This window comes from Alteromonas sp. AWQ4_252 (genome assembly GCF_056158205.1).
In genome coordinates this window covers 2,531,328-2,556,262 of record NZ_JBSWSV010000001.1, presented here as the reverse complement: position 1 = coordinate 2,556,262, position 24,935 = coordinate 2,531,328, and the positions used below count along the sequence as shown (strand labels likewise).

Here is a 24,935-nt window from a genome sequence, read left to right as displayed (position 1 = left end):
GCGTTACTCCTCTGCCAGTGCGTCGATGGGGTTAAGCTTTGATGCTTTTTGCGCAGGTGCGTAACCAAAAATGAGTCCTACCGCGAGCGACGTGACAAACGCCAAAACGGGCGGCATAAGTGTGAAGGCGACAGGCACACTAAATGAAGCAACAACAAGCACGACGAGATAGCCCAAAAGAATGCCGAAAATGCCACCCAAGATACACACTACCCAAGCCTCGATATTGAACTGGCGCAAAATATCGCGAGGTTTGGCTCCGGTTGCAATACGTAGTCCTATTTCCCGTTTGCGTTCTGATACGTTAACCAGCATGATATTCATTACGCCGATACCGCCAACAAACAATGATATGCCAGCTACAGACGCCAAAAGCCAGGTCAATGTATCCTGTGTTTCAGTTACCGCTTCCACCAACGACTCTGTGGTACGCACCATCACGTCTTCCTGGCCATGCCTAGCTATCAGTAATGCCAGTACATCGTCTTTTACCTGGCTGGCCACTTCAGTACTTTTTGCTTTTATTGTGATACTGCTTAAATAGTCTCGTCCAAACACTTTCAAACGCCCTGTGGTAACAGGAATAAGTACTTCGTCATCCATATCATTACCACCAGCACTGGCTCCTTTAGAATGCAGTACGCCAATAACCTGATAGAAGGCATTTTGCATCAGAATGTACTCGCCCACAGCCCTGTATTTATCTTCAAAAAGGGTTTCCGCCACCGTGTTACCTATCACCACAACTGGCGCATAACTTGTTACATCTTCGTCACTAAAAAACACACCCTGGGCCATTTCCCAATCTTTGGCATGAAAATAGTCTGGCGTAGTGCCCGTAATGCGCCCTGAAAAGTCGTTTTCGCTGTATCTGATGGTTGCCCGAGCACTTCTTTCCGGCGCGACATAGGCTACTCCGGGAACATCTTTCAATGCGTTAGCATCATCTAAAGTTAGCGATGCGATATCACCTGATGAACGCATGTTTTTCCCGCCCGGCCTAATAGAGATTAAGTTGGTGCCAATGGTTTCAATGCGATCTAACACTTGCTGCTTTCCGCCTTCGCCAATGGCCATCATGGTCACCACCGCCGCGACACCAATTATGATGCCCAAGAGGGTTAGCAAGGTTCTGAACCAATTCATTTTGAGCGCGTTGAAAGCCATGGATAACGCAGAAAAAACGGATATACTCGGGTAAGGCTTAATTGCCGTTTGAGCGTTATGTTGACTAGCATTAAACGCTTTTTCCCCCTCCTCCGCTTCTAATTTGATGGTAGTCTGTGCAGCCTTTGTATCGGTAACTACACGTCCATCTAATAAATGAATTTGCCGATCAGCATGTTCAGCAACGGCTTTGTCATGGGTAATAAGAATAATAGTCACCCCTTCAGCGTGAAGCTCTCGAAGCAGTGCCAGAAGCTGCTCACCGCTTGCTGAATCAAGGGCACCCGTGGGCTCATCGGCCAGTATAACTTCTGCCCCATTTATTAGGGCGCGGGCTACCGAGACACGCTGTTGCTGACCTCCAGAGAGCTCTCCGGGCTTGTGCTCTTTTCTACTTGAAAGCCCTAATTTATCAAGCAATTGCTGTGCTTTTTGTGTGCGTTCCTCGTTAGGCGTGCCGCTATATATTGCCGGAAGCGCCACGTTTTCTGTCGCATTTAGCGACGACAGTAGCTGATAACGCTGAAAAACAAACCCAAATGTTTTCAGGCGAAGGGCAGAAAGCTGATCGGAATTTAGTGTTGATACCGATTGTCCATGAATACGATACTCGCCATCTGAAGGTGTATCCAAACACCCTAAGATATTCATTAAGGTGGACTTCCCCGACCCCGATTGCCCCATAATGGCGACGAATTCACCCTTGTCTATTGATAACGACACATTATCTAACGCGGTCACTTCAAAACCTTCTGTTTTGTAGCGGCGCGACACGCCATCAAGCTGAATTAACGACATATTAGAGCCCGTCGCGGGGGCGCGGTGGACCCGATGGGGGCTGTCCTCCCGGCATCCTGCGCATACCCGCTGCTGGCATTGCACTGCCATCAGCCAAACCCACTACCACTTCATCACCTTCCGACAGGCCTTCTGTAATTTGAATATGAGTTCTATTTTTTATGCCTATTTTTACCGGGGTGCGAACTACATCATCCCCTTGCTTAAGCATCACAAACTGATTTCGACCGCGCCCTTTCACTGCCGCCAGAGGAACAGAAAGTGCCCCCTCCTCTTGCGCTTGTACAAAAAACACTTGTGTTGTCATGGCATCCATTAAATTGCGGTCAGGGTTATCTACATCAATAAGCACCTGATATAGCACCACGTCGTTAAGTACAGTGGGCGTAGGTAGCACTTGACGAACGGTAGAGTGATAGAAGGTTTTGTTATCACCGAGCGTAGAGAAATACACGGGCATACCGCGCTTTATTTTCTGCACATCAGCTTCAGACACTTCTGCGCGCAGCGTCATTACCGATAAATCTGAAATTTGGAGCAAAACGGGCGCGTTCTGATTCGCGTTAAGCGTTTGCCCTTCCCGCACTTGTAACGTTGCTACCGTACCTGAAATTGGCGCAAATATCTTTGCAAAACCCAGCTTGGTAATATCACCTTCCAGCGACGCTTCGTCGGCCTTAATTTGTGCAATGCTCGCTGTGATTTTGGTATCAATAACTTTAAGGTTGGTGTTACTGCTTACCACAACATCCTGGCTGACTGCGTTTTGTTTAAACAGGTTTTGGTTACGCTGCGCTCTTACTTCGGCGAGTTCTCGCTCTGCCCGTAGCTGGGCAAGTTGGGCCTTTTTGCTATCCAGCGCCGCTTGAGAATTTTGTACTTGGGTTTCAAATACACGGGCATCTATTTCTACCAGCAAATCGCCTTCTTTGACAATATCACCCTCTTCTACGTGAATGTTATCTACCTGTCCTGAAACCTGAGCGCCTAGCTCTACGTAGCGTTTGGGCTCTAATTGCCCAGTGGCAACCAAACTAAGCTCAATGTCCTGAACAACGGCAGGTTGAAAAAGAAAGTCGGGCCGTGACGACGATTTAAAAAAGACAGAGTAAAGGGCGTAGCTGGCGGCACCTAGTATGATTGCGACCAGAAAGCACTTAATAAAAACAGAATATTTCAACGTGTTAAGTCCTGAAAAAATAGGTTTAAACTATACTCAATGTAAAATCCATAAACGACAATACTGACGATACTTTACCCATCTTTACATTTCTTCTATCCCTTTACCTTATTGATTTTCCATATTTAATAGCATTTTCGATTAAGTAGTCTAAACGCGCGCTTGTTAGCTGACATCGACCCAAGCTGTAGGCTGTTTAGGATTGTCAGTACAATAAAACCTCTGGATCACTGGCCTGCGAGAAACGGGTATTGTGACAATCCATGTTTAACGTACTGGATAAACTGTTTTACCTTTTCTTGATTGCATCGCCCTTCCAGGCTTACCGCCTGGACGGGAAGCAAGTTATCTTCGTAGTTTGCTAACACACTCACTAATTCCCCCGACGCCAACTCATCTGCCACCTGTACACCTCGATGTCCGCACTGGTAGCAAAATTGGCATTGTCGGTGTGGAACTCAGTACAAGACGACGAAACCGGCTGAACGGCACTCTACTTCATGTGGCGAATAACACCCTTGAAATAACCGTAGATCAGAGTTTTGGCAATTGCCCCAAGTACATTCATAAACGATTTACCTCGGATCAAACTACTAAGGCAGACGTTCCATCACAAACAATTCGTCGTTTTACCAAACCAACCCAACAACACTTGGTAACAATTCTTCGGGCTGATACCTTTTTTGCATCCCGCCACAACCATATAACCAGTGACTGCAGACAAGGTGTTGACGTTTCTCACCGAGGTGGCCAACCTGGCTTTATTCATGTTTTAGAAGATACGCTCGTGATCCCCGATTACAGCGGTAATAAATTTTTCAATACCCTCGGAAACATTGCGTTGGACTCCAGGTTCGGCTTGTGTTTTATTGACGACAATACAGGTGAATTACTGTTAATCCAAGGTACAGCCGCCGTTGAGTGGGACATTGAGAAATTGCCTGAAAGCCCGGGCGCGGAGCGGTTTATTTTGGTGGTTATAAACAAAGTCATCGCTATTCAGGGCTACTTCCCCATGCGCTTTCAAATTACAGAGCGATCGCCATACGTGTAGTCTTATTTCATATTCTTCGTAGCGTAACAAATGCAATGGACTGCTTTTAAAAGCAATTCAAATTCAGTGGCTCGTCTTTAAAATATTTGCAGCAGAAATATTCCACAAACCGCACAAGGAAAGAATAATTAATACCCCAAAAACCCAATCAAAAAAAATAAGCAGCAATTTCCTAACGCGCTGCTAAATAAAGATAAAACCCCATTATTATTAAGAAACAATAGATTTAAAAATAGCTTCCCCTCTCTTAACCCATACCAAATAATTAATATTTTATTGCTAAATTTACAATTATTGACAGTAAATTATTCTTGATATTTTAATTTACATTTGCTTAATTAGTCATCGCCAGAAGGGCTATAACAACAACTATTTTTGCTCGGTTATTTATCTCAACCATGATTGTTGAGATGTGAAGACCGCCAATTCGGCGCGGCATTTTTCGCGAATAGGACATGAAAATAGAAATATTACAAAATCTAGGGAACGTAAATGAAAGCCATTCAACACTCGAAAACCGCAATAGCAGTGAGTACTGCACTGATCCTCAGTACCGGCTACACCTCTGTGGTATTTGCAGCACAAGATTCCACTCAAAATACATCGCTAAGTGAAGCGGAAAATCTGGAAATCATTCAGGTATCAGGTATCCGCTCTTCGTTGCGTGAAAATCTCAACAACAAGCGATTTTCCGATTCCATCGTCGACTCAATCAATACGGAAGATATCGCGAAAAATCCAGACAAGAACATGGCCGAAGCACTGCAGCGTATAGCAGGTGTTCAAATTGAACGACAATTTGGAGAGGGGTCTAAAATATCTATCCGGGGTACATCGCCAGAACTTACCAACACACTAGTTAATGGGCAGTCAGCAAAATCTGCATCGTACCTACCCGGTGAATCAGAAAGTAACGCGTTTGACTTTTCCAACATACCTTCAGAACGAGTATCAAAAATTGAAGTGCACAAGTCAGCCCGTGCAGACTTGGATGCAGGTGGTATTGGTGGTACGGTCATTCTACATACCAAGAAACCGTTAGAGCAAGAGAACGGCTACGGTTACTTAAATGTTGAGGGCGAATACAATGATTCGTCAGAAAAGTCATCCCCACAAATTTCTACCGCTTATAACTATGTGTCAGACAATCAAAAATTTGGTGCCTCTGTTGCGGTAAGTCTGCAGCAACGTAACGCATTTCGTACAGGATTTGAATCAGGTGGCCTGGGGTCAGGTACAGGGTTTCAACAAACCAACGCCATTTCATGCCCCACTGAGGCCTGTAACAGCAATGATATCAAACTCAGGCACATGAACGGTCACAACCTTGTCATTACCCGTCACATGGCGATGAACGGCTATACTTACGGCGACTTAGAAGCGGTAGCTGGCAACGGCGACTCATACTGGCCAACCGACGACCCTGCTAATTCGGGGGTATGGAATAACAGCACACAGAACTGGGGTCAACTGGATGAAGTGATGGACCCGACATACATAGACCCGGACTGGGGTTTGTTCTGGGGTAGTCGCAGAACTGGTGGGCTTGGCCAAACCTCGCCGCGACATATCGGCAACAACGTTTATTCTCCGGCCTTTTCAACAGATGAAAGCCGTCTAGATACTACAGTTAACTTACAGTGGGCACCCACAGATAATTTAAACTTTAACTTAGAGTTAAACCGCAATGTTTCGGACAGAGACAACAAAAACGATAACCTGTACGCGCAGACGTTCAGGATGAGTCAATTGCTGTACAGCAACGAAGTTTCTGGTATTGACCCGCGCCTTGTAATGGACCCTGTTCAAGATATCGTTTTATCTGCAACCTACCCGGTAGATGGCGTAAACCTGGTGCGCGGTGCCGGTATGGTATGGGACGGAAACAATTACTACGCAGGTGATACCCGCTGGGGTGAGATGGTAAGAAGGGATTCCAACGACCGCAGTGGCTCTGAGACTGAACAAGACAGATTCCACCTAACCATGGATTATCTGGTCGAGGATTTTGTCGTTAAACTGCAGGTAGGTCGTACTACCGCGAACAGCACAGTGCTCGACAGGGCTACAACACTTGCCACCCGTTATGGCGACTATGAAACACCTTACTCCGGTGATGATGCGGCACTAAAAATTCCGACTTATGAAGGTGTTAACCTTGGCTATGCCTACAACCCGGAAACGGAGAAAGTGTACTGGGGGTTAGAAGCTGATCCATCGTTAACAGGCGAAGAACTGGCCGCTGCACAACAACGGGCTGAAAACTTTCTGTTGGCCCCTACCAACGAATTTTATTTGCTTACCGGCGGATTGAGAAACACAGCCCGCTACCGTGACAATTCGGAAAACTTTTTTCAAGGTGATATAACCTGGGAGCTCGATAACGACTTTTACATCGATAGCGTAAAATTTGGTGCAAAATACCGTGATATTCGCCGTACCGAGCGCTACTTCACTGAGAACGCGACCTTCCATGGCTATGCCAACGAAACCAGCGAATTTCCTCTGATCCTTGCAGATCAACTTGTGGGCGGTACAGTGAGCGGGCTTGATACCGCAGGCCATAACACCCCTAATGAATACTTTGACATTGATCAGGCTAAGCGCAACACTTTGTTAAATGACCACTTCTTACTGTTACATTCGGAAGGGTCGCCAAACCGGGGAGCTTGCGAAGATGCCATTGCAGCATCCGGTTCCGATCTATACTACGGCTGTCGGTCCGGCCTCACAGAATCAGCAGGCGACTACTATGACGTGACTGAAGAGTTGCTGGCCTATTACGCTATGGTAAATTTCAGTACAGATCGCATCAGAGGTAACTTGGGTATTCGTGTCGTAGATACCGACCGTGAGTCTATTGGTCGCGAAGTGGCGAAGGACGAAAACGGGCAATTGCTGTCTTACCCTCAGGATCCCAATGACCCCGGCTACATAGCAGAGCTTGCCGGGTTTAACCAATACGTGCCCTTGGAACAGACCAGTTCCACCAAGGACTACCTGCCAAGTTTCAATATCTCGTATAACCTGACGGACGAAATCATTATTCGTGGGGCGGCATCAAAGAATATCTCTCACCCCAGTCTTAATCAACTGCGAAGCAATTTCTACCTGGTTACAGAGAGAAGCCGTTTGTATACCGATGGCAGGCAACAGGATCTGACTGACGAAGGTCTTGCAGAACGGTTGGCAATGGACTCTCAGCGTCGAGGTTCAGTAGGTAACCCTAACCTGGGCTCCTACTCATCCGTAAATTCTGAAATAGGCGTGGAATGGTATTTTGACAAATCGTCAATATTCACCGTTACAGCATTCCAAAAAGACATTAAAAATATGGTTCGCTCCACCTCCCGTGTACAAAACCTTGACTATTTAGGTGATGAAGGCAGAACGGACAATAATGGTTATCCTATATTTGGTGACTACGTGGTCAGCTCATATTTCAATACCGGTGAACAAAAAGTGCAAGGCATTGAAGCGCAGTTGCAACATGACTTCGGCAACGGATTTGGTGGCCTCATCAACTACACCTACACGGATGTGCCCGATCAGAAATTTGTCACCTCAACCTTCGCGTACGAAATTGGCGATATGACGGACATAGAAACCCATCAGTCGGATCCATCACAGCGAGAGTACTTTGAAGTTACCGGTTTCACGGCTAAAACCACCGCTCAGAGTGAGCCCATGTTTGGTCAGTCCAAAGATACGTTAAATGCCTCTGTTTACTTCGAAAATGAGAATTACTCTTTGCGCTTGTCTTATAACTACCGCAGCGAATTCGCCAACCAAAGCAGCAGCGAAGGCATACGCTTTACTGATGCGCGGTCGCAATTGGATTTCAAAGCCACTTATCAAATTATGGATAACCTGGTGGCGAGTTTCTCGGTTATTAACCTGACTGACGAAAATGTCGTTCATTACCTCGACACATCTCAGATTGTTAACGACCCCGTGGTAAACAAAATGAAGTGGATTGATGAAGTTGACGAAAATGGTGTGGCGACCGGCAATCGCGTGGTGGCGACAGATGACAACGGCAATGAAATTGTCGAGTCTTCAATCACCGGCGAAGAAGCGTTCCAAATCCTGTCTGAAGCCAGCGGTATATCGGTTGAAGAGTTGAAACCTTACTATGAGAATCGTTTAAATCGCATCGTAGTAAACGAATGGACAAATGGCCGTCGTTTCTATGTAGGTGTGAACTATACTTTTTAATTGACCAATAATGACGCAGTCGCTTTTAAAGTGGCTGCGTTAATTCTCACTTGCCTATGTAGTACGACTCTTCTGGCTGTTCCCAGATTAACGCTCACAGTTTCCATGGTCGGTGCCATTAGGTTCGCGTATACGCTTCAGCAGCACGTTGTCTTTGATGGGGAAGAGGTATACCTTGAGCGAGTAATCATAACGTAAGTCGCTTGCAAGAATGGGAATATTTTTTCTGGATGCACCGGTGCTGACTAATTCATCAATTAGAAGCGACATTGCAGAAACGCGGTTTTTTCCAGCGATGTCAAGTGTATCCTCGATCCCAATGGCAAATTTACTCTGCTCTGGTAACATGAAGTGGTTCAGACCTCCAACCCCAGAAATAGGCTCGTATAGGCAAGCCGCAACACAAGAACCGAGGACGCACGCAATATTTTGTTCTGATCAGTAACAAAATACTGACCAGGCAAAAGATTAACGGCGTCAGTAGAGAGATGCTTATCATAGTAACTAAGGGGTAAATCGCAGTTACACGGCTCTATTTATTCTCCTAATTGGCAGAACGATAAATGGTTTTGCCTACCGGCCTCACCAGATTAGTGTACATATTGAAGTTTTCAGAATGCCCCGCCATGTAAAGGCCACCCGGTTTCAACATATTCACCATTTTCTGTAACACACTTAGCTGAGTAGGTTTATCAAAGTAAATCATGACGTTACGACAAAAAATAACATCTAGCGGCCCTTTGATATCCCACGATTGGTCTGTGAGGTTTAGCTTTTTAAACTGTACCATTCGGCGCAATTCATCGACCACCTTAACTTTTCCCTCATTTACCCCCTTCCCCTTATGGAAAAATTGTTTTTGCCGATATGATGGTATTTTTGAAATAGAGGCTAAAGGATAGACACCCGCTTTTGCTTTAGTCAGTACCTTGCTATCTATGTCGGACGCAATGATTTTTACAGGCGTTTCAAATGTGCCAAAAGCTTCAGCTACTATCATGGCAATAGAATAGGGTTCTTCTCCAGTCGAACTCGCAGCACACCAAATGGTAGATACATTTGGATTTTTACTCAGGTAGTTAGCTAGCGCGGTAAAATGATGAGGCTCTCGGAAAAACGAGGTCAGATTTGTGGTCAATGCATTTATAAATTGTTCCAATTCTGACTCGGACTTATTCACCACTACAAGATAGTCACTAAAGCTTTTTAGATTGAGAGCTCGTATGCGTCTCGCAAGACGGCTATATACCATGGCTTCTTTTGCATCAGAGAGGTTAATCCCCGCTTTTTCAAACAGCATTTGTTGCACGTTTTTGAAGTCCGCCTTTTCAAAGGCGAACTCCTTCGTGCCCTCAAGCTTCTGAACGGCAGTCATCATTAAAATGACTCCCACTCACTTTCAACTGGCATTGCGGGCTTAAGTGCGTTTGACTTTGGTTCTCGTTCTAATACCGGTACTTCACGTGGCTTGTGAAATTCGCGGTGAGTTAATCTCTCAACTTGCTTCACTTCTCTCACGGCACGACCGTCAACATTAAATACAGAAACGCGCTCGTTTAGCTGCGCTGATTGCTGCTTTAAACTATCAGCAGCGGCTGCTGCCTCTTCGACAAGGGCGGCGTTTTGTTGCGTCATTTCATCCATCTGAACAACAGCTTTACTGACTTCCTCTATTCCTGACGCCTGTTCACCTGAAGCAGCCGCTATTTCTGACATAATATCATTTACACGTTTGATGGCAGTCACAACCTCCGCCATCGTATCGCCAGACTTCTCCACTAACTGGTTACCGCTGGCTATTTTGCTCACAGAATCAGAAATTAACTCTTTAATGTCTTTTGCGGCCTCTGCAGAACGTTGAGCTAAGTTTCGCACTTCTGAAGCCACGACCGCGAACCCCCGGCCTTGCTCACCCGCGCGCGCTGCTTCTACCGCTGCGTTCAGTGCCAAAATATTTGTTTGAAAAGCAATACCATCAATCACACCGATAATGTCTGAGATTTCCTGTGCTGAGTCATTGATTTGCATCATGGTTTTTACAACCTCTCCGATGACTTCACCACCGTGAGATGCAATCTGAGTTGCTTGGGCTGCCAAACTATTTGCTTGCTCGGCATTTTCCGCGTTAAGCTTCACAGTCCCCGTTAACTCTTCCATACTCGACGCCGTTTCTTCTAGACTTGAAGCCTGTTGCTCCGTACGGCTTGACAAGTCAGAGTTACCAGTCGCAATTTCGCCTGATGCCACATTGATGGTTTCAACAGCCTCATTAATATTTATAATCGTGCCACGCAATTCGTTGATAAACTGATTTATAGCTTCGCCAAGAACAGTAAAGTCCCCGTCGAGTGCATGATCTATCTCGACCGTTAAGTCCCCCTCAGTTAGCTTAGTCATCACGTTTTTAATTTCATCTACAGCTTGCGTTCGTCCAGTGATATCAGTAGCAAATTTAACCACGCGGAAAGGCTTGCCGCTATGGTCGAGTATGGGATTATAAGAAGCTTGAATAACCACCTCTTTTCCGTTTTTTCCCACTCTGCGAAACTCACCCGACGAATAAGTGCCATCGCGCAGGCTATCCCAGAATGCGGCATACTCAGGACCAGCACGGTAGACCGGATCGACGAAAATACTGTGATGCTTGCCTTTGATTTCTTCCAAGGTGTAGCCAACAGTTTTCAGGAAGTTTTCGTTAGCGTGCTGGATAATACCATCCATACTGAACTCGATAACTGCCTGGGACTTCCCAATTGCAGCGAGCTGCCCTTCAAAATAGGCATTTTTCGTTTTTTGTTCGGTAATGTTGCTTGCGTATTTAACCACCTTAACAACTTTACCTGCTACATCCATAATTGGGTTGTAGGTTGCCTGAATCCAAATATCAGAACCATCCTTTGCGACGCGATGAAACTCACCAGAATAGAACTGACCTTCGGCTAGTTGTTTCCAAAAGAGTTTGTAAGGCTCTGCCTCTCGCTCTTTTTTAGTGACGAAAATACGATGATGTTTCCCTTGAATTTCGTCCAATCCATAACCTACAGTTGCGAGAAAATTGTCGTTCGCAGTAATAATGTTGCCATGCATGTCGAATTCAATCACCGCCTGAGATTTATTTATCGCGTCAATCTGACCGGTGTTAAACGCATTTTTAAGCTTTTGCTCGGTGACATCTGACGCGTACTTCACAACTTTGAAGGGCTGACCAAACTCATCAAATATTGGATTATAAGACGCTTGGATCCAGAGTTCGCTACCATCTTTTCTTACGCGTTTGAATTCACCTGATTTAAATTCGCCTTTTTTCAAATCTCGCCAGAACGCGGCATATTCAGGACTCATCTTGTAATTAGGCTCTACGAACATGCTATGATGCTGACCTTTAATATCGTCGATATCATAACCTGTTACAGCACAAAAGTTGTCGTTTGCCTGCTGTATGATGCCATCTAAATCGAATTCTATAACTGCTAACGATTTGCTGATAGCGTTTATCTGGCCTTCGAAATCTGCGTTTTGACGTTTCTGCGCTGTAATATCAGTCGCGAATTTTACCACTCGAACAATGTTGCCGAGCTTGTCGTAGACGGGGTTGTAGGAAGCTTGAATCCAAAATCTGTCGCCATCTTTAGCTACACGACAAAATTCGCCGCTGAAGCGTTCACCATGTCTAAGTGCTTTCCAAAATTCACCGTATTCTTGTGAGACCCCATAATCTGGTAGGACAAATAATCTGTGGTGTTTCCCAACAACCTCCTGTTTTGAATAGCCGGTTAGTTTTAAAAAGTTGTCATTGGCATCTTCAACTATTCCATCGGGTGTAAAAGTAATTATTGCCTGGCAACGGTCGAGTCCGTCCAACACCCCTGATTTATATTGCAATTCCTGGTCGTTAACCCACTCTACTAATGTACCCAGTTCATAATCTTCATCACTTTTTATAGTTGTAAGTCTGAGTGTAAAGAGCAAATTACCGATAGGAAGTAAAAAAGAATCTCTTTGATGGCAGTTGGCATATCTGTGGGCCAGTTCGGGAGTTTTGGAAAAAAAGTCAGTGATGGGAGTGCCGACTAAATTATTATAATTAATAGATGGCAGACTAGACTGAAAATCTTGTTGATATTTCTCAAATAACTTCGAAAATGCGTTATTAGCAAAAGAAATATTATTGCTCATATCTACTAACATCAAACACGCCGTACTTTCATTTAACGCTTTCTCACGAAAGCGCGAAAGATTTTGTGTAGCTGCCAGTTCTTCATTGTTAAAAATGTTAAATACGCCCATGATTTAGCCTACCTTTTTGTGCTGCCCGCCCCACGACGAACTTATGTGTTCTGAAAAAAGCTACTTTAGACATTCAGCTTACCGCCCATGGCAGCAACCTGTACTACCTGAAAAAGTTTAAGGACTATCGCTAATGACACCCTGTGTTACTTAATTCGCAGTTGAGGCCTTGCACTTCCGAAATATCAATAATGAAAGTCAATCAATGAGCGGTTATTCAAACTGCGGTTACCAATATCCACAACAAAACGCCCGACTCTGTGGACCCTATCGGGGATTTCTGCTTTGAATAACGTATGACAGCGCCCAAATTGATGCCTGCTAAATCAGCGAACGTACAAAACCTAAAAAAAGTATGGCTCGGTTTACAATAAGCTCCATTATACTTTTGATTACTTTATTTAGTTTATTGCTTTAGCGACATTTGCGACACAACTAAGTGCTTATATGTCATTGAGGTGGTGAGTGAAACTCTGTTGTCAGGTTTGTAATGTGACATGATTATGGGTTCGCAGATTAACAGGTGACGGGAAAAAATCGCAGTTTAGTAAGTCCCCCCGATACACGAGTTTTTCTATAATGACGATAACTATTTAGTTTGCTAGTATGAGCTCTCGAAGACGTTGGGAACATTAAGACGATAATTGATGATTATTCAAAGACAAAACGAAACACTTCATACCCCAACAGGCCCTATGCGGGTTACTGTATATCGCCCGCAAGAGAGGGGAAGTTACCCAGCCATTATCTTTTTTTCCGAGATTTTCCAACAGACCGCTCCAATAGTACGTAGTGCGCAAATTCTTGCCGGTCACGGTTTTGTCGTACTTGTCCCTGAAATCTTTCATGAGCTAAACCCCGAAGGAACAGTGTTAACTTACGATGACGCAGGCAAAGATAAGGGCAATACTGACAAATTTAGCAAACCACTTGAACACTATGACGCTGACAATCAGGTCATGGTCAACTATCTGAAAGCACAATCGTTTTGTACGGGCAGGGTCGGTAGTATGGGTGTGTGCATCGGCGGCCACTTAGCTTTCAGAGCAGCCTTGAACCCAAATGTGCATGGTGCATTTTGTCTTTATGCGACAGATCTTCACTCCAATACTTTACCCTGTGACGAAGGTAATCAAACACTTGCGCTTTCCCATAACATCAATTGTGAGATGGTAATGGTTTTTGGCAAACAAGACCCGCATGTCCCAGTGGAAGGGCGAAAGTTAATTCATGAGACAATGTTAGAGAAAGGCGTAAATTTTTCCTGGTTAGAAGTTAACGCACAACACGCATTTATGCGCGATGAAGGCGACAGATATGATGCAGCCCTTGCGCTGCAAATGTATCGCAACGCTGTAGACTTTTTTCACCGGTGCTTATAAAACAGTGGTCTTATCTCTAACACATCGGTTTTCTAGCGTGGTTTTTTATTCCAACTTTTGATAAACCTCACGCAGTTATAAATGTAGTTCCATTTGCACGTCACATCTTGCGTAGGGCGATGAAGCGCCTTTGATGTGTTGAAAGCCTAACTTTTGGTATAAATTCAGAGCAGGAGCTAAAACTGAGTTACTCTCTAGATAGAGCCGTTTTAACCCCATGCGCTGCGCCCTGTCTATAATACTTTGACCTAATAGCAAGCCAACCCCTTTGCCTTGGGCTTTCGGTGATACCGCCATTTTAGCTAATTCAAACGTGTGGGTGTTTTGCTTGATAAGCGCACAGCAGCCTACTGGCTCCCCCTTCTCTAAAGCAATCAAGATAACACCCGACTGATTCAGAATGTAGTTTTCAGGGCTATCCAGCGCTTTAAAGTCGGGCTCTTCCAGCTCCCAATATTTACTAATCCACTCGACGTTGAGTGATTTAAACGCCTTGCGGTATTTCGGTGCAAAATCCACAATTTTAATATCTCTCGACTCTCCATCAACTCTTGCGCTGATTGGTCGATATCGAAGATGTCTTTCGACTACACTAACCGCCTCCCATAAATCGACACCCGTTTCATCTTTTAACTCGTGCATCGCTGCGTCTATTGCATCACATTGCTTTATCATCTGAGGTACCATCGCTTTCCCTTTGCTATTTAGCGCCACCAGTGTAACTCTTGAATCCTCGCTCGACTTGTAACTTTCAATTAAGTCCCGCGCTTTCATTTCTTTTACGATTTTACTCACCGAAACATGAGAATGGTTTATCTCTTTGGCGATATTCACCACTGAATCTGTACCTTTAGAAGCGAGTACGTAAAATACTGGGAACCATTTTGGCTCTATTGCAAATCCAAATTTCGCATAAGTATTTTCTGCATCCTTAGACACTTGCGCTGCTAATTGACGCAAGACCGTGCCTAAAGCGATTTGCCCTAATTCATTAAATGACTTCACAAAACAAACTCCGTAACCAGTTACGGATAAATTAGCAACCTAAGGAAAAAAGTCAAATGAATTTCAACTGCTCACTAAAACTTGTTATTTCGCTTAAAAAGTCTGGCCCTGACTGCAAAAATTAGCGTTTCTGGAAGCTGTGCAATGGATCAATCCCTGACAAAAATAAAACTAATCTTAAGTTTAATCGAGATTATTGGAAAAAGTTCGAGACCTAATCTATACAAAAAGCTATTGATTAAAATCAGGTAGCACTATGAATTTTTTTTCCAATGAAAATGCATATAAGCAGGCACTCGCTCAGTCAATTTTAGCGGTAGTCACTATTGACGAAAATAACAACGTTACATTTTACAACGATGCGGCTCAACGTTTATGGGGATACTCTGCAAATGAAGTAATTGGTAAAAACATAAAGAAGCTAGTCCCTCAGGAGCACCAATCTAATCACGATACTTACGTTAACAGCCACCGAAAAACAAACGTAAATAAAATTGTTGGCAGCTCACGAGAAGTAGAATTGGAAACTAAGAGTGGAGAGCGTGTCTGGGTACAACTAGCGTTATCTCAAGTTATGGTAGGTGGTAAAAAACACTACACAGCTTTCGTTCGCGATGTCACTGACGAACGTGAATCACGAGAAATTGTTGAACAAACACTTGAACAAGCTCTGGATGCCGTAATTTGTATCGACGAGAATAATAATGTCACCTTATTTAATGCTTCTGCTGAAAATCTTTGGGGGTACAGTAGACAGGAAGTTATTGGGCAAAATGTAAAAATGTTAGTTCCCCAAGAAATTCAAGCCAACCACGATAACTATGTCAATGCTAACAGGGAAACGGGTCAGGACAAGATTGTCGGAACAAGCCGGGAAGTAAAAATCGAACGCAAAGACGGCAATTGTTTATGGGGACGACTTTCATTGTCCAAGGTTCGGCTGGCAGATAGGACACTATACACAGCTTTCATTAAAGACGTAACCGAGGAAGTGAAGCAAAGAGAGTTACAAAGAATGCTTTCCCTTGTTGCAAACGAAACTGATAATGCCGTTATTATATCTGATGCAGATGGCCTCATAGAATATGTTAACAATGGATTCTATCGTTTGACTGGCTGGAAGCTCGATGAAGTCCGAGGTAGAAAACCCGGCTCATTTTTACAAGGTGAGGAAACAGATCAGCGCACAGTAAGTGTCATTCGCCAGAAATTAAAAAACCGAGAAGCTTTTTACGATGAAATTCTTAATTATAAAAAGGACGGTACGCCATATTGGACCTCCCTGTCGATAAACCCAGTTTTTAATGAGGGAGTTCTAGTTAACTTTATCGCGGTACAAGCTGATATTACCCGGGTAAAACAGATGGCGCTTGACTTTACCAACAAACTCAAGGCTATCGGCAGTGCACTGGTTCTCATGGAAATGGAACCAGATGGAAAAATCATTGAAGCAAATAAGTTGTTGCTTCAAACACTCAAAGATGTAACGAGTTCTCAAGAGTTCGCTAATGAAGTAATGAATAGCTTAACAGCGGAAGACAAATCCACCTTAGAGGCCTCGGGTTTTGCTTCAAAAATCGTCGAACTAAACGTTGGCGAAAACTATTTAGCCTTCGATGCCAGAGTAAGCGCATTAAAAAATTTCAATGGACAGATAACCCGCTATGTTTTCTTTGCCGTAAATATATCGTCACGTAAGCAGGCTGTTAATGATACACAAGAAGCCATGCAAGAATTATTGGTTACCAGCCAGACTATTAGTAATATAGTCGGCACTATCAACTCAATTTCAGAGCAAACAAATTTGCTCGCATTAAATGCTGCTATTGAGGCTGCGCGTGCAGGAGAAATGGGAAGAGGATTTGCCGTTGTTGCCGATGAGGTCAGAACATTGGCTGGCAATTCTAAATCTTCGTCCAATGAAATTGATAACCTCGTGAAAGCTACGGTTTCGAAAATAGACGAGTTAGCTCAGCTGATTCAGCGGATTGATGGCTAGTTAATAACCGAAGACGAAGCTATCACAGCTAAAGGGCAAAGATAAGTTTCGATGTACTAGCTCAGACTCGGTCTGACCGACAAGTTTGGGCGATGTGGCAACGTACATCAGTTTGGGAGTGGGCTAAGGTCAGATCAGGTCTGACCCAGTGCACACTATTTGCACAAAAGCCAGTGGCTCATGCAATACCCGCTGCTTTCAGAACGTCCAATTTACCCCTAGCCACAATCTTCTTCCGTCTTCAACGTACCCAAACTCTTCGTACCGCATTGTTTTATCAAATGCATTGTAGAGCCCCGTTTGCAATTTAACATTGCGCGTAAGCTTGGTGTTGTAACCTATGTCAAACAAACCAACCCCTGGGGATAAAATAGAACGTGAAGATACTGACGTTAACGCCGTTTCTTCCCCTCTTACTGTCCATCTAGACCAAATTTCGCGTTCTTGAGATAGACGATATGTGGTGTTTAGCGTAAACAAATGTTTAGGCTGTTGAACCAAAGGTAGGCCTTCATTTGAACCTGTTTTTTGTTCTGAACGCGTGTAGCTGTATGCACCATTAAATGACCAGTTTCCAACGTTGTACTTTGCCGCGAACTCTGCACCGTACGATTCAGCTTCGTCGATATTGATATTGTAGCGATCCGTTTCATCCAAACAGACTGATAGTTCACATGATGCGATGGCAATTTTATTATCGAAATCATTATGGAACACGGTAATGCTGTACTCCAAGCCATCATCACCAGAATAGTAAAGCGCGAGTTCTTTGTTTAATGTAGTTTCGGGTGATAAGTCCGGGTTACCGTAAACATCTCCCCCACGGCTTTCCTGAATCCATCCATCAGCCATTTCTCGAAGCTCAGGTGTACGATAGCCAGTAGAGACACCACCTTTCAGTACCCAATTGTCATTGAAGTTATACACCGCGTACGCACGAGGGCTAATTTGGGAGCTAAACTGTTCATTGTCATCAAGACGAATACCTAGCGTGAAGGCCAAACTATCGTTAACACGCCATTCATCTTCGCCATATAAAGACCATTGACTGTTTTCAATATTGGTCGCCTCGCCGCCGTTTGTATCAAAGTCATCCAGTGACTCTTCAAGAAACTCCGTGCCAACAGTAAGCATGTGGCTATCGCTAGCTGCCCAAGACCATTGAGAATTAAAGACCAGATTATCAATCGTGATATCTCGCCCTATGTTTTCAACCGACTCTTGCTGAATATAACTTCGAGCAGTCACATCATCATACTTTCCCTCGTGAGTCAGTGCATATGAATGTCTCTCGCTTTCAGTCTCTGATAAGGAATTTCTCTCTGGCAACGACTTACCGGGTGTGGATATACGTGTCTGATCTTGGAAGATGTACTCAAACGTGAGTGTATCTGTAGTATTTGGTGTTAAGTGAAACGCTGTACGAATGTTGCTTAGATCTTTTTCCGCGTAGCCTCGTTCAATATCGTCTTCTTCTCGCTTTTGATAAAGGCCGCTGGCTGTAATGCTCAACAAATTCTCGATTAACGGCCCGGAAAATGCCAGCTGAATCTGACTGTCTGAGCCACTGTCTGAATTTTCCTGAATTTTTGTTTCTGCGCGAAGGTTACCACTCCATTTTCTAAAGTTTTTGCGGGTGATGATGTTGATTACCCCACCCATTGCGTCTGAACCATATAAAGTAGACATAGGCCCGCGCACAATTTCAATACGTTCTATGCTGTCCAGTGGCGGCAACCAATCTTGTTCATACCCGCCACTGCCATTTGGCTGAGACTCTCTTCCCGTTTGCTTTTTTCCGTCAACAAGAATGGATGTGTACTGGGCTGGCAAACCCCGGACGCTGATATCTTGGCGGTATCCGCCACCAGTTACAGTTACACCGGGCACGTCTCGAAGGGCGTCTGTGATATCTTTGTAAGCTCGCTGCGCCAGTTGTTTTCTATCAATGATGCTCACTGACGCGGGAGCTTGAGACAAGAGTTGCTCAAAGCCAGAGGCCGTAACAGTGATGCTCTCAACCTTGTTTTGTTCGTCAGATTGGGCATACAAATTTGAGCTAAATAAAGTACACAGCGAAATTGTCAATAAAGAGGGTGAAAAACGCATACTTAATCGATTAAAAGAAACAGTGAACTAATGATAATCGTTATCATTTTAATGTAAAGTAAGATTTCGCTTTGATTCTTCTATGAAATTTGACTACAACTGGCGTCAGGCTGCTGTGCAAGTAAAATCGCATCGCGTTTTGAACTTTGAGGAGTACTTCCATCGTTTGGTCATACACACTCCTTTTAGGCATATTATGCCTCTTTGACGAATTTGTCCGTATATTAGGGCATGAAATCTTAAACCTTGAAGCTCGTTAAATCTTGCTGGATGTGGTTGCTCAAAGAGCTCAGTTGCTCTGTTAATATCGTAGAAGATTTAGCATTTTTGGCTACATCAATAGTCAGATCAGTAATTGACGACACTTTGGTATTTACGTTTGTCGTGACCACGCTTTGCTCTTCAGTGGCTGTCGCTACACCTGAGTTCATATCATTGATAATTTGTATATGTTTTATTATATCTTCAAGAGCCGCGATAGCATGCGATGACTCATCAATGGTGGCACCAAGCCTATCTTTAGTGGTGAACATCAATTGGCTGGCGTCTTCAGATGAAGCTTGTAAATCGTTTATAATCGCTTCAATTTCTTTTGTAGAGTCTTGAGTGCGCTGTGCAAGTGCACGGACCTCATCGGCAACCACTGCAAATCCACGACCTTGTTCGCCTGCTCTCGCAGCCTCTATGGCAGCATTCAATGCCAATAGGTTTGTTTGCTCTGCAATTCCTTTTATTACTGTAAGTACGGTATTAATGAGTTCACTTTTTTCATTTAGCTCAGAAATTTTAGTCGAGGTCTCTCCAATACTTTCACCTAAGCTATGAATATCATCTACGGTTTTTTGTACTATCTGATTACCCGAGCTTGCAAGCTCGTTACAGCTTTTAGTTTTGTCTGATGTTTGTACGGCGTTGTGAGACACTTCTTCAGTGACCTTTGACATTTGACTTAACGCAGCTGATACCTCTTCAATTTCGGTTAACTGGAGCTGAGTTTCATTCACATTGTTATCAGAGTGTTTTCTTATCTCTTCGGCACATACTGAGAGGCGTTCTGCGTTTTCAACAATCCCTTTCACCAATATCTGTAGATTCGCTACAAACCTGTCGAAGGTATCTGCCAGCTCACCGACTTCATCATTTGATTGGATGTTAAGACGCCGGGTTAGATCTCCTCCGCCTTGAGCGATTTCTGCCATCGCGTCTGACACTTTGCTCAACGGTAATAGCACATATCGCGATAATACAAACCAATTAGTACCGCCAAGGACGGCAATCAAAATTACCCCTATCAATAAAAACATCCATTTAGCTGCGAAAAGCAGAGCGTGATTAGTATCTAGTAGATAGGAAACTTGAAGGTGGCCTATGTCTTTTTTTCCTTCCCATGTTATCGCTACCCTCGCTCTACTGATATCGTGCGGCTGAGCGTTGGCCTCTTTATCTACCGCACTCGCAATCGGGTTTCCCCGGTGATCAAAGGCCTCTATTCGCAATACATGAGGATAAGCCACAAAAGATGAAAGGATGTCTTGGGTTAATTCATTATCGTATGCAAATATAGGTTCTTGCATAACAATAGACAGCGCTTGATTAGTGTCGCGCATATCTTTCTCTAACTGCTCATCGAAATACTGGCTGGTTGCAATATAACTAAGACCAAACACTACTAGCATTACAGCTAATGAAACGAAAGAAAGTGTGATCATGGATTTTTGTTTTATTGATTGCATGGTTTTTCCGTAAATTAGCTCAATTGAATAGGCTGGTTTACTCAAGTACTCAAAAATGTGCTTACTGTAACTTTTTTATATCTAACCAGAATTCCGTTCTGTCTAACGGAGTATCAGGGTGTAAATGAGGATTCTCCACTCGAAAAACAGTTCGGTCAGCAATGTTTGCTTTGGTCAATACATCTTGAATCATGGAATTATTAAAAAAGAGTTCGTCGTAACTACCGTCTTCTATGGCCATCTCAAAGCCGCTGTAAATAAGGTCATGCAAACGCTGTTCACTCTTATTCACATAAAAGTACATGGCATAGGGATAAACCAGCATTACGTTCGAATCTACAACAAGGTCAAGATGCTTGTGATTGGCAGCCTCAATAAATGGTTCGTGCAGCGCCCTTGGGAAATAATCAAACCTTCCCCCTTCTAACATTGGAAATAAGTTTTTATATTTGATTGTGGTTACCGTGGGAATATCGGCACTTATTAATATTTGTGTATCGCCCCAAAAACGTCCCTGCCCTGCCTCAAATTTCAAAAGGTCTTCAAAGGTTTTGATAGTGGAAAAACGCGTCTTGTCTTCTTTTCGAATAAGAAATATACGATGCCCAAGCAACCCTTTTAAAACAGGAATGCGAACTGCTTCAAGGCGTTCGTCTTTTTCTTTATCTCCGCCAGACCACATAACGTCAAGATTTTCAGCTTCGACTTCACTGACCAATTGCGCCTCGTTGAGTACTTCGGGAAGGGTCGACAATTTTATTGATGGCGCGCTTTTACTTAATGCCAGCGCTAAAATATCGTACAGAATTTGCTCCTTCTCCCCTACTACTTTTGGCACCACCACCGTCTGCGCGTGCGAAAAAGAAAGCAAAGCAAAAAGGAAATAAGTAAGCTGCAGGAAAGAGAACTTTCTCCATAACTTCATAAAACCAACTTCCACTCAAAAGTAACACAATTTGAAAAGCATAGTACAAAAGTAAGGATTTAGCGCTTTTTGGCAAAAATCTTTAGGTTTCATTTGATGGGTATTTTATTTTTCTCAGAAGGCTCAAACTGTGTGGTACTTCTTTGCAATAGTGCCGGATTAAACAAGGTCAATATTTATTTTGATCTGCGTTTATGGCCCTGCTCAAATTGGGACTTACATTCTAGCTCTAGTTTTTTAAAATCTTACCTATGACTAAATGTTAGGTACTATCTAGTGTATACTTGAAAAACAAATATGACGCTGTTTTTTAACGAGAGGTTAAATCGTTGATTAGATTGCCTGGTTATCTTACGTTAATTCTTTTTTTGTACTGCTCTTCCTCATATTCAAAGGTTTATCTCTACTCCAGTGACTACAGCCATAAAACAAAACTTCTAAGCAATTCTTCCCATGGCGATAGTTATATAAGTCTGCTGCGATTGATGGTGGATACCTATGATTTACAATTAGTGCCTTTTACACGTGCAATGTCTTATATAGATGAACGAGAAGAAGCATCCTGTCTATTATTTGCAAGAGAGAATGAAGAAAGATTAAACGATTACTTGTTTTCTTTTCCTATTGCGATACTTCCCTCAGTTTATTTGTATCAGAAGCGCTCAGATAAAGTTTTGGAGAAGCCTCTGCTTAACGAAAGTGGAAAAATTTCCAGTTTAGAAAAGCTGATGGCGTCCGATAAAAATAGTTTGTTGTTATTAGCAGATGGTATCAGTTATGGCGATTTTTTAGATAACGAAATAAAAAAAATCAATACCGAACAAATATTTAATGTTGTATTGGGTGATTCCGACAACCCCGTTTTCGATATACTCAGCCACCGAAGAATTAACTATGCGTTAATGTTTCCTTCAGTTTTGAGAAATGAAAATATTGCAAAGCTTCGAGCTTATGACATTGAAGGGAGTGAAACCTATACGAGTAGCCATATTCTATGCAACCGCACAGAAGAAAGCCGCAAGTGGTTGACTAAAGTGAACAACAAGATAATCGCTCTTTATCAAAACCCTCGTTTTATGGAGGAAGTTTTAATTGATGCTCCCGCACACTTGAGAGCCGAGATAAAGTCAAAATTATTGTCATTATCTAGCTTAGACTAATGCGCGAGAGTCAGTATTTTACTTAGCGTTTTAATTTTGTAATGAGTGTTTCACGCAGGGTTTCAGTTGGACGACCAAGTAGCGATGATAAGGTGCCGCTATTATCTCGGAGCCACCCCGAGGCGGCATAATGCTCTGAATCTGCCAACGCAGCTGCCATACCTTCAGGCAGCCCAACTTTAATGAGTGCTTCTCTATAAGCGCTCTCATCCATGTCTAAAAAACCAATATCTTCGCCGGTAATTTCAGATAGGGTGGAAGCATACTCCATTAGCGTAAAGCCCGTGTCGCCAGCAAGCTCATAAATTTTGCCTGCTTGATTTTGCGATGATAGAAGAACGGCCACTGCGGCGTCTGCATAATCTTGTCGGCTAGCGGTAGACAAAACTCCCTGCTTTGCAGCGCCTGCCACCGCTCCCATCTGCAGCACGCTGTCTACATTATCGGTGTAATTTTCCGTGTACCACCCATTTCGTAGAAACACGAAAGGCGCTGACACATCTTTAAAATATGCCTCGGTTTGTTTATGTTCTTGCGCTAACAGCAAAGGAGACGTATCCGCTTTCAACAAACTGGTATAAGCAATGAGGCTAACGTTTTGTGCCACAGCTGCATCTATTACCGCTTTGTGCTGCTCAAAGCGTTTCCCAAACTCCGTACCTGATATTAACAACAACTTCTCGACACCCTCTAAAGCTGACTCAAGCGTTTCCGGTTTATTGTAGTCGGCCTGCCGTACTACTACTCCCAACTGCTTTAATGCATGTGCGTTATCAGGGTTGCGCACTAGTGCAACAATTGTGTTTGCCTTCTCTGTATTAAGCAGTGTTTGAATAACTTTTTGACCTAATTGTCCATTAGCGCCGGTTACTGCAATCATAATCTATCCTCTATCAATTAAATGAGTATTGGTTGAATACAAAGGTGATTATGTGCGTGAAACACTGTTATGATAAGTAGACACATACAGAACGAATTGTCACGAATATGAGTACAATTAACTATTCACATCTTAAGGCACTCGCCGTATTTGCCAGCGTAGTAGAGTTTGGAAGCTTTGCGGAAGCTGCTCGCCGCTTAGGCTCCAGTCGCTCTCGAGTAAGCGAGCAAGTGGCTGGTTTAGAAGCATCTCTTGACGTGCGTTTACTGCAAAGAACCACTCGACAGCTCATGCTTACTGACGAAGGAAATGTAGTATTTTCCCATGCGAAAAAATGCCACGAGATTTTGCATGGTATTGATGAAGGCCTGCGTCAATCTACGCCAAAAGGAAGAGTATCAATAACAGTAACCAACGACATTGCACACAAGTTTTTATTACCGTTGCTGCCTGAATTCAAACATCGCTATCCTGAAATAGACTTAAACATTGTGAGCAGTGACGATAAACTCGATCTAATCGCTCAGAATATTGATATTGCACTTCGAATTGGCTTACCACAAGACGATTCTCTGGTCGGCAGGGTCTTATACCAAGAACAATTCGCCTTATATGCTAGCCCAGATTATCTCAAGAAATATGGTGAACCTAAGACTATTGCAGAACTTAATAATCATACCTGGATCTTGCTGTCTCAGTTAAATTCACGAACCATGCATTACTTAATGCTAGATGACACACCGATAGCCATTACACCCAAACATTACGAGCTGTGTAATTCCCCTCATTTAGCTCAAGAAATGGTAAAAGCAGGGTTAGGAATTTCGACGCTGTTACCTTCAACGGTGCAAAAAGAAATCGCATCTAAGGAACTCGTACGAATTTTTCCGTCGCTTGGCAGCGAAACCTTGTTGTTTACGTTGGTTTACCCTTCCCGTAAGCATGTGCCAAGCCGAACCAGAGTATTAATTGACTATTTAGTTGAGACTTGTCGCTTTAGCGATGAAGCTTCCTTTTAACAGTATAATGCGCTATGCA

The 24,935-nt window shown here is 43.5% G+C and carries 17 protein-coding genes and 1 pseudogene; 7 read left to right on the top strand and 11 right to left on the bottom strand.

From position 1 onward, the window contains the following. Window positions 1-3: 3 nt before the first annotated feature. The 3 genes from ACXACM_RS11350 to ACXACM_RS11340 form a co-directional block, all read right to left on the bottom strand. Window positions 4-1,965: a MacB family efflux pump subunit gene (locus ACXACM_RS11350; protein ID WP_474821803.1), complete on the bottom strand. Its 1,962-nt coding sequence runs from the start codon at window positions 1,963-1,965 to the stop codon at window positions 4-6. A gap of 1 nt (window position 1,966) precedes the next feature. After that, complete coding sequence (locus tag ACXACM_RS11345; protein WP_474821802.1) at window positions 1,967-3,145, bottom strand: efflux RND transporter periplasmic adaptor subunit; 1,179 nt, start codon at window positions 3,143-3,145, stop codon at window positions 1,967-1,969. A 227-nt stretch (window positions 3,146-3,372) separates the two neighbouring features. After that, a complete protein-coding gene (locus tag ACXACM_RS11340; protein ID WP_474821801.1) occupies window positions 3,373-3,549 on the bottom strand; it encodes a hypothetical protein in 177 nt (58 codons plus the stop codon). A gap of 47 nt (window positions 3,550-3,596) precedes the next feature. Between ACXACM_RS11340 and ACXACM_RS11335 the strand changes: the two genes are divergently transcribed. Together ACXACM_RS11335 and ACXACM_RS11330 are read left to right on the top strand one after the other, a co-directional pair. After that, complete coding sequence (locus ACXACM_RS11335; RefSeq protein WP_474821800.1) at window positions 3,597-4,199, top strand: hypothetical protein; 603 nt, start codon at window positions 3,597-3,599, stop codon at window positions 4,197-4,199. A 492-nt stretch (window positions 4,200-4,691) separates the two neighbouring features. Continuing rightward, window positions 4,692-8,417 (top strand): TonB-dependent receptor, encoded by a 3,726-nt coding sequence (locus ACXACM_RS11330; protein WP_474821799.1) that lies wholly within the window; start codon window positions 4,692-4,694, stop codon window positions 8,415-8,417. 87 nt (window positions 8,418-8,504) lie between these two features. Here ACXACM_RS11330 and ACXACM_RS11325 read toward each other — a convergent pair whose 3' ends face one another. The 3 genes from ACXACM_RS11325 to ACXACM_RS11315 all read right to left on the bottom strand — a co-directional run bounded on the left by ACXACM_RS11325 (window position 8,505) and on the right by ACXACM_RS11315 (window position 12,704). Then, window positions 8,505-8,765 (bottom strand): hypothetical protein, encoded by a 261-nt coding sequence (locus ACXACM_RS11325; RefSeq protein WP_474821798.1) that lies wholly within the window; start codon window positions 8,763-8,765, stop codon window positions 8,505-8,507. A 196-nt stretch (window positions 8,766-8,961) separates the two neighbouring features. Beyond that, window positions 8,962-9,792 (bottom strand): CheR family methyltransferase, encoded by an 831-nt coding sequence (locus ACXACM_RS11320; RefSeq protein WP_474824321.1) that lies wholly within the window; start codon window positions 9,790-9,792, stop codon window positions 8,962-8,964. A 2-nt stretch (window positions 9,793-9,794) separates the two neighbouring features. Continuing rightward, the gene (locus ACXACM_RS11315; RefSeq protein ID WP_474821796.1) at window positions 9,795-12,704 is read right to left on the bottom strand and encodes a methyl-accepting chemotaxis protein; all 2,910 of its coding nucleotides are present in this window, start codon (window positions 12,702-12,704) and stop codon (window positions 9,795-9,797) included. A gap of 647 nt (window positions 12,705-13,351) precedes the next feature. Between ACXACM_RS11315 and ACXACM_RS11310 the strand changes: the two genes are divergently transcribed. Further along, window positions 13,352-14,086 carry a dienelactone hydrolase family protein gene (locus ACXACM_RS11310; RefSeq protein WP_474821795.1) on the top strand — a complete coding sequence of 245 codons (735 nt, stop codon included), beginning with the start codon at window positions 13,352-13,354 and terminating at the stop codon, window positions 14,084-14,086. Window positions 14,087-14,161: 75 nt separating this feature from the next. Here ACXACM_RS11310 and ACXACM_RS11305 read toward each other — a convergent pair whose 3' ends face one another. After that, window positions 14,162-15,091, bottom strand: a complete 930-nt coding sequence (locus tag ACXACM_RS11305) for a bifunctional helix-turn-helix transcriptional regulator/GNAT family N-acetyltransferase (protein ID WP_474821794.1) — start codon at window positions 15,089-15,091, stop codon at window positions 14,162-14,164. A gap of 256 nt (window positions 15,092-15,347) precedes the next feature. Here ACXACM_RS11305 and ACXACM_RS11300 point away from each other — a divergent pair. After that, window positions 15,348-16,445: pseudogene (locus ACXACM_RS11300) on the top strand (PAS domain-containing protein); the annotation flags it as partial. Between the two features lie 9 nt (window positions 16,446-16,454). Then, entirely contained in the window at window positions 16,455-17,090 is a 636-nt protein-coding gene (locus tag ACXACM_RS11295; RefSeq protein WP_474824319.1) for a methyl-accepting chemotaxis protein, read from the top strand. Between the two features lie 198 nt (window positions 17,091-17,288). On the opposite strand, the gene ACXACM_RS11290 is transcribed toward ACXACM_RS11295, so the two are convergent. The 3 genes from ACXACM_RS11290 to ACXACM_RS11280 all read right to left on the bottom strand — a co-directional run bounded on the left by ACXACM_RS11290 (window position 17,289) and on the right by ACXACM_RS11280 (window position 21,872). Next, window positions 17,289-19,199, bottom strand: coding sequence for a TonB-dependent receptor domain-containing protein (locus ACXACM_RS11290; RefSeq protein WP_474821792.1), 1,911 nt, complete (start codon window positions 19,197-19,199; stop codon window positions 17,289-17,291). 239 nt (window positions 19,200-19,438) lie between these two features. Continuing rightward, window positions 19,439-20,932, bottom strand: coding sequence for a methyl-accepting chemotaxis protein (locus tag ACXACM_RS11285; protein ID WP_474821791.1), 1,494 nt, complete (start codon window positions 20,930-20,932; stop codon window positions 19,439-19,441). A 61-nt stretch (window positions 20,933-20,993) separates the two neighbouring features. Further along, a complete protein-coding gene (locus tag ACXACM_RS11280; protein WP_474821790.1) occupies window positions 20,994-21,872 on the bottom strand; it encodes a diguanylate cyclase in 879 nt (292 codons plus the stop codon). A 470-nt stretch (window positions 21,873-22,342) separates the two neighbouring features. Between ACXACM_RS11280 and ACXACM_RS11275 the strand changes: the two genes are divergently transcribed. Next, window positions 22,343-23,017: a hypothetical protein gene (locus ACXACM_RS11275; RefSeq protein WP_474821788.1), complete on the top strand. Its 675-nt coding sequence runs from the start codon at window positions 22,343-22,345 to the stop codon at window positions 23,015-23,017. 22 nt (window positions 23,018-23,039) lie between these two features. Here ACXACM_RS11275 and ACXACM_RS11270 read toward each other — a convergent pair whose 3' ends face one another. Further along, window positions 23,040-23,897, bottom strand: coding sequence for an SDR family oxidoreductase (locus ACXACM_RS11270; RefSeq protein ID WP_474821786.1), 858 nt, complete (start codon window positions 23,895-23,897; stop codon window positions 23,040-23,042). Window positions 23,898-24,004: 107 nt separating this feature from the next. On the opposite strand from ACXACM_RS11270, the gene ACXACM_RS11265 reads away from it, so the two are divergent. Next, window positions 24,005-24,916 carry a LysR family transcriptional regulator gene (locus ACXACM_RS11265; protein WP_474821785.1) on the top strand — a complete coding sequence of 304 codons (912 nt, stop codon included), beginning with the start codon at window positions 24,005-24,007 and terminating at the stop codon, window positions 24,914-24,916. Window positions 24,917-24,935: the final 19 nt, after the last annotated feature.

Excerpts from the sequence above, each read along its gene's own strand:
- ACXACM_RS11350 (WP_474821803.1), bottom strand. The coding sequence starts at position 1,965 with ATGTCGTTAATTCAGCTTGATGGCGTGTCGCGCCGCTACAAAACAGAA.
- ACXACM_RS11330 (WP_474821799.1), top strand. The coding sequence starts at position 4,692 with ATGAAAGCCATTCAACACTCGAAAACCGCAATAGCAGTGAGTACTGCA.
- ACXACM_RS11325 (WP_474821798.1), bottom strand. The coding sequence starts at position 8,765 with ATGTTACCAGAGCAGAGTAAATTTGCCATTGGGATCGAGGATACACTT.
- ACXACM_RS11320 (WP_474824321.1), bottom strand. The coding sequence starts at position 9,792 with ATGACTGCCGTTCAGAAGCTTGAGGGCACGAAGGAGTTCGCCTTTGAA.
- ACXACM_RS11315 (WP_474821796.1), bottom strand. The coding sequence starts at position 12,704 with ATGGGCGTATTTAACATTTTTAACAATGAAGAACTGGCAGCTACACAA.
- ACXACM_RS11310 (WP_474821795.1), top strand. The coding sequence starts at position 13,352 with ATGATTATTCAAAGACAAAACGAAACACTTCATACCCCAACAGGCCCT.
- ACXACM_RS11295 (WP_474824319.1), top strand. The coding sequence starts at position 16,455 with ATGGCGCTTGACTTTACCAACAAACTCAAGGCTATCGGCAGTGCACTG.
- ACXACM_RS11290 (WP_474821792.1), bottom strand. The coding sequence starts at position 19,199 with ATGCGTTTTTCACCCTCTTTATTGACAATTTCGCTGTGTACTTTATTT.
- ACXACM_RS11285 (WP_474821791.1), bottom strand. The coding sequence starts at position 20,932 with ATGCAATCAATAAAACAAAAATCCATGATCACACTTTCTTTCGTTTCA.
- ACXACM_RS11275 (WP_474821788.1), top strand. The coding sequence starts at position 22,343 with ATGGTGGATACCTATGATTTACAATTAGTGCCTTTTACACGTGCAATG.
- ACXACM_RS11270 (WP_474821786.1), bottom strand. The coding sequence starts at position 23,897 with ATGATTGCAGTAACCGGCGCTAATGGACAATTAGGTCAAAAAGTTATT.
- ACXACM_RS11265 (WP_474821785.1), top strand. The coding sequence starts at position 24,005 with ATGAGTACAATTAACTATTCACATCTTAAGGCACTCGCCGTATTTGCC.